General features: G+C 64.7%; 5 protein-coding genes. 4 read left to right on the top strand and 1 reads right to left on the bottom strand.

All coding sequences use genetic code 11. The annotated features are described in order from the left end of the window. Positions 1-38: 38 nt before the first annotated feature. Positions 39-371, top strand: a complete 333-nt coding sequence (locus ACZYOF_RS42075; RefSeq protein ID WP_463719428.1) for a hypothetical protein — start codon at positions 39-41, stop codon at positions 369-371. A gap of 200 nt (positions 372-571) precedes the next feature. Beyond that, complete coding sequence (locus ACZYOF_RS42070) at positions 572-754, top strand: hypothetical protein (RefSeq protein ID WP_463719427.1); 183 nt, start codon at positions 572-574, stop codon at positions 752-754. A gap of 153 nt (positions 755-907) precedes the next feature. Here ACZYOF_RS42070 and ACZYOF_RS42065 read toward each other — a convergent pair whose 3' ends face one another. After that, entirely contained in the window at positions 908-1,624 is a 717-nt protein-coding gene (locus ACZYOF_RS42065) for a Crp/Fnr family transcriptional regulator (RefSeq protein WP_463719426.1), read from the bottom strand. A 206-nt stretch (positions 1,625-1,830) separates the two neighbouring features. On the opposite strand from ACZYOF_RS42065, the gene ACZYOF_RS42060 reads away from it, so the two are divergent. Together ACZYOF_RS42060 and ACZYOF_RS42055 are read left to right on the top strand one after the other, a co-directional pair. After that, positions 1,831-3,006 carry an NnrS family protein gene (locus ACZYOF_RS42060; RefSeq protein ID WP_463719425.1) on the top strand — a complete coding sequence of 392 codons (1,176 nt, stop codon included), beginning with the start codon at positions 1,831-1,833 and terminating at the stop codon, positions 3,004-3,006. Between the two features lie 156 nt (positions 3,007-3,162). Next, the gene (locus tag ACZYOF_RS42055) at positions 3,163-4,842 is read left to right on the top strand and encodes a methyl-accepting chemotaxis protein (RefSeq protein WP_463719424.1); all 1,680 of its coding nucleotides are present in this window, start codon (positions 3,163-3,165) and stop codon (positions 4,840-4,842) included. Positions 4,843-5,062 lie beyond the last annotated feature (220 nt).

The raw sequence follows: 5,062 nt of genomic DNA, 5'->3' as shown, positions 1-5,062 counted from the left end.
CCTCTCTTGGGTGAGACGCGCGGAGTTAAATCACTGATTTGCCCGACGGCGAAAGCGGAATGTTTTTCGCGCGAGGGCTGGACAGACTTTTGCTGATTTGCCCGTCGGGTTGTTATGTCGCACCCAAGGCAACCCACATCGTCATTGCGAGCCAACGGGTCGCAATGACGGCGGTGGTTAAGGCGACGCCCGGCTACCCAATTCAATGTGCTGAGGACATCAATTTACGCGGTGAGGAATTAGCGGCCGCCGCGCTCGCTCACGGCACCATGCTGCTGTGGGCCAATTGCTTCGTGACGGGCCGTTCGCTGTGCGGCGAACCCAAGGCGGTCCAGATCGCGGCGGCGAGCGCCAGCGCGGTCAGGATGTAGGGGGCAGCATTCGGGCTTCTGTTTTTCATTCGTCTCATCCGGCGAGTGGGCGAGCGTGTGCCGAACAGATATTCGCTGCATGAATACTTTGTCGGTATTAGGACGGCGCCCAAACTTAGCCACTAAAAAGTATTTGATTTGGGGTGACGGAATCGTCCATGCGATCACCCCATGACAGATTCATGACACGGGGACCTTGTGTGACTGCCCAACCGCCAAGACTTCACGAAAATAGCAAACGTCGCAAATCGGCCCAGGAAGCGGTGGCCCGTTCGCTCGAGCGCGAACTGGACCTTCTGGCCGAAGAGCGAAAAGAGCGTGCCCGGATGCTCGGATTGGATCCGACCTTGGTCGCACCGAATCTCAGCAAGCCGGCCGAGTAGCGGCATGCCGGGCGGGCCGCTCAACCTGCCCGGCCCACCAGCCGGTTGACGATGGCAAACCGACGCGAGACGGAACCCGCGAATTGCGGGTGGAACGTCGGCGATACAACCACCGGTTCCGCGGTCGCGACGAAGCCGCGCGCCCCGCGTCCGTCAGCCGCCGGATCTTGCGGAGGGAATGCGGCCTTCGGCCAGCGCGAACAATTTGTGCGGATCACGCAGCACGATGCGCTGGCGGCCACCTTCGACGAGGCCCTGCTGCTCCCATGCGCTCAAGATGCGGCTCACCGTATGCAGCGTGGTGCCGGTCATCTCCGCGACGTCCTGGCGGCTGATCGGAAAATCGATCTCGACGCCGGTCTCGATCCTGCGGCCGGCCTGCTTCGCGAGGCGAAGCAACGCATGCGCAACGCGCTGCTCGACCTGCTCGCTCGACATCTCGATGACACGGGCCTGCGTATCCTGCAGCCGGCTGCCGACCGTCTGCAGCGCGCTCGCCGCGAGGCTCGGGAATTTCGCGGTCAGGCGCGGCCACGCCGCTGACGGCCAGCACAGCGCGATGCTCTCGACCGCGGCGACCGCGGTCGCCGGATAATGCTTCAGCGCCAGCGCCTGCGCGACGCCGAAGATCTCGCCCGGCGAGACGTAGCGGACGACGATCTGCTGTCCCTGCGGCGTGGTCTTCTCCACACGGAGATGGCCGTGCAACAGCACGAAGAACGAATCGGCCTCCGCACCCTGGTGAAAAACCGCGCTGTCCTTCGGATACCGGACGGAGCGCGCTTCCCGCAGTACTTCGTCGAGCTCGGCGGGGCCAAGCCCGGCGAACAGCGCGACATCGGCCACGACCGATCGGTCCACGGGCGGCATGGTGCTCTCTTCGTACGAAACCAGTGGCGCGGAACCTAGAACCGGAGGCCCCGCGAGGCAACTAGGGGCCGAACCGGAGGGCCGTTGCCCACATTCCTCCGGAACGTTGTCCTGACGCAAATCGCGCAGGGTCTCGGAACGCTAAGGCTCAATACACCCACGCCGAGGCGGGAGAGTAGCAACAAGTCAACGATCGGATGGCAGCCATGTCGATCCCAAGATTGCGCCAGTATCAGGGCCCGGCCGTGCTCTCCTACGGCTTCCGGCCGTTCTTCCTGCTCGGCTCGGCCTATGCCGGCGCGATGATCCTGATCTGGCTGCCGGTGTATGAAGGTCATCTGGCCCTGACCACGGCGTTCTCGCCGCGCGACTGGCATGTGCACGAGATGCTGTTCGGCTATGTCAGCGCCGTGATCGGCGGCTTCCTCCTGACCGCGGTGCCGAACTGGACCGGACGACTGCCGCTGCAAGGCAATTCGCTCGCAACGCTGGTCTCGACCTGGATCGCCGGCCGGATCGCGATCTTCCTCTCGGCATCGATCGGATGGGCGGCCGCCGCCGTGATCGATGTCGCGTTCCTCACGCTGCTCGCGATGGCAGCGGCGCGCGAGATCGTGGCGGGACGCAAATGGAGCAACCTCCCGGTCGTGGCGATCGTTTCGCTGCTCTCGCTCGCCAATCTGGCCTTCCACATCGAGGCGCATTTCAACGGGCTCGCCGATTACTCAACTCGGTTTGCGATCGCGCTGGTGATCATGCTGGTCACGCTGATCGGCGGCCGCATCGTTCCGAGCTTCACGCGCAACTGGCTCGCGCGCCAATCGGCCGGCCAGATGCCGGCACCGTTCGGCCGCTTCGACAGCATCACGGTCGCACTCGGCGGCGTCGCGCTGCTGGCCTGGGTGGCGATGCCGTCGGGCTGGCTCACCGCGGCGCTGCTGTTGCCCGCCGGCGTCTTCCATCTGATCCGGCTTGCCCGCTGGGCCGGATACCGGACCCTGTCCGACCGCCTGGTGCTGATCCTGCATCTGGCCTACGCGTTCATACCGGTGGGCTTCCTCCTGACCGGACTGGCCGCGATCGACCTCGTTCCGGTCGGCGCCGGCATCCACGCCTGGACCGGCGGCGCCATCGGCGGGATGACGCTTGCGGTGATGACCCGCGCCACCCTCGGCCATACCGGCCGCGCGCTGCAGGCTTCCGCAGGCACACAGGTGATCTATGCCGCGATCGTCACTGCCGCGCTCGCGCGCATCTGCGCCTCGCTCGAACCGTCGCATATGATCCCGCTGCTGACGGTGGCCGGTGCTGCCTGGGCGATCGCCTTCATCGGCTTCGTTGCGCTCTACGGCCCCGCATTGTGCTCGCCGCGAAAGGCGTGACGTTTCGACGCGGATTTGCGGTGTTTGAAGAGGTGATCGACTGCAGCCGGAAGGTCCTGCAGCCGTAGCCTATTAGGGGCAATTTCACCAATTCGCATTAATCCTTTCGGAACCATCGGCGGCCGAAGCCGCCGGAAGCTCCAGAAAAGGTGTGCGATGCTCGGCAATCTCAGAATTTCATCCAAGCTGATGATCATGGTCGGGATTTCGGTGCTCGGCATCGTCACTGTGGCCTTTGTCGGCCTGCAGGCGCTGAAGAACAATCTGCTCGAGGATCGCAAGGCCAAGCTGCAGGACCTGGTCCTGCTCGCCAAGCAGACGGTGGAGCAGGACTACCAGGCCGCCAAGAAGGCCGGCCTTTCCGACGCGCAAGTACTCGAACGAAGCAAGACGCTGCTGCGCACGCTGCGCTTCGGCAAGGACGACTATTTCTATGCCCTGGGCAAGCAAGGCGTCGTCGAGTCGCATCCGAATCCGAAGGTCGACGGCAAGAACCTGATGGATACGGCTGACGCGGACGGCGTGTTCTACACCCGCCGGCAGGTCGAAATGGCTCCGCAGGGCGGCGGCTTCGTGCAGTACCGCTTTACACGCGTGGCCGGCGGCGAGCCGGTGCCGAAGATCTCCTATGCGACCGAATTCAAACCCTATGGCTGGGCCATTGCCGGTGGCGTCTATCTCGACGACATCGATGCGATCTTCTGGTCGGAGGCGCGCTGGATCGGGTCGATCCTCGCTGTCGCGCTGCTGCTTGTCGCCGGCATGTGCTTCCTGATCGGGCGCAGCATCGTCGGCCCGATCACCGGCATGACCGCCGCCATGCGCAAGATCGCCGACGGCGCGACCGACACCGTGATCCCCGCGCAGGAGCGCCGCGACGAAGTCGGCGCCATGGCGCAGTCGGTCCAGGTGTTCAAGAACAACATGATCGATGCGGCGCGGCTGCGCGGCGAACAGGACGAGATCAAGAAGCAGGCCGAAGCCGAGCGGATCAACCTGCTCGGCAAGATGGCCGACGAATTCGAGAACAGCGTCCGCAGTTCGCTCGATGCGCTGGCGGGCGCCGCGGCCGGTCTGCGCACGACCTCGAACAGCATGTCGGGCGCGGCCTCGGAAGCAAGCCGCCAGGCGACGACGGTTTCCGCCGTCGCCGAACAGGCCTCCGCCAATGTGCAGACCGTGGCCGCGGCGACGGAAGAATTGTCATCCTCGGTCTCCGAGATCGGACGCCAGGTCGCGGAGTCGACCCGCGTCGCCCAGCAGGCGGTGGAAGAGGCCAACCGCACCAATGTGACGGTGCAGGGCCTCTCGGCGGCGGCGCAGAAGATCGGCGACGTGATCAAGCTCATCAGCGATATCGCGAGCCAGACCAATCTGCTGGCGCTGAACGCCACCATCGAGGCGGCGCGCGCCGGCGAGGCCGGGCGCGGCTTTGCCGTGGTAGCGAGCGAAGTCAAATCGCTGGCGAGCCAGACTGCGAAGGCGACCGAGGAGATTTCCGCGCAGGTCGCTGCGATGCAGGGCGCGACGACGGACGCCGTGCAGGCGATCGAAGGCATCGGCGGCACGATCGGCGGGATCAACGAGATCACCACCGTGATCGCGGCGGCGGTCGAGCAGCAGGGTTCGGCCACCAAAGAGATCGCCCGCAACGTGCAGCAAGCCGCGCACGGCACCAGCGCGGTCTCCAGCAATATCGGCGGCGTCACCCGCGCCGCGGGCGAGACTGGCACAGCCGCGGGCAAGGTGCTGGATTCGGCGGAAGAGCTCAACAAGCAGGCGGCGATGCTGCGAAGCAAGGTCGACGGCTTCCTCGCCAATATCCGCGCGGCGTGAGGAATAGAGCAATCGCCGATCAGGTTGAAAGGCAGCCCAGGTGAAGCTGCGCTCCCTCTCCCGCAAGCGGGAGAGGTGAAGATTCAGCCTGATCGGATCATGCTCTAGGCTGTGTGGACTCTTGGGATTCTCAAATCAGACGGAACGTGATTCAAGGCTTTCTTTTAGGAGGAAGCCTTGGGGGTTCTGGATCGGCTCGTTCTGAACGACACGCAATGGG

It is taken from the genome of Bradyrhizobium sp. LeoA1Lang, from assembly GCF_055413685.1.
This window is presented reverse-complemented; position numbering and strand designations above follow the sequence as displayed.

Bases quoted from the DNA above. Each gene is read 5' to 3' on its own strand.
- ACZYOF_RS42065 (WP_463719426.1), bottom strand. From the start codon at position 1,624: ATGCCGCCCGTGGACCGATCGGTCGTGGCCGATGTCGCGCTGTTCGCC.
- ACZYOF_RS42060 (WP_463719425.1), top strand. From the start codon at position 1,831: ATGTCGATCCCAAGATTGCGCCAGTATCAGGGCCCGGCCGTGCTCTCC.
- ACZYOF_RS42055 (WP_463719424.1), top strand. From the start codon at position 3,163: ATGCTCGGCAATCTCAGAATTTCATCCAAGCTGATGATCATGGTCGGG.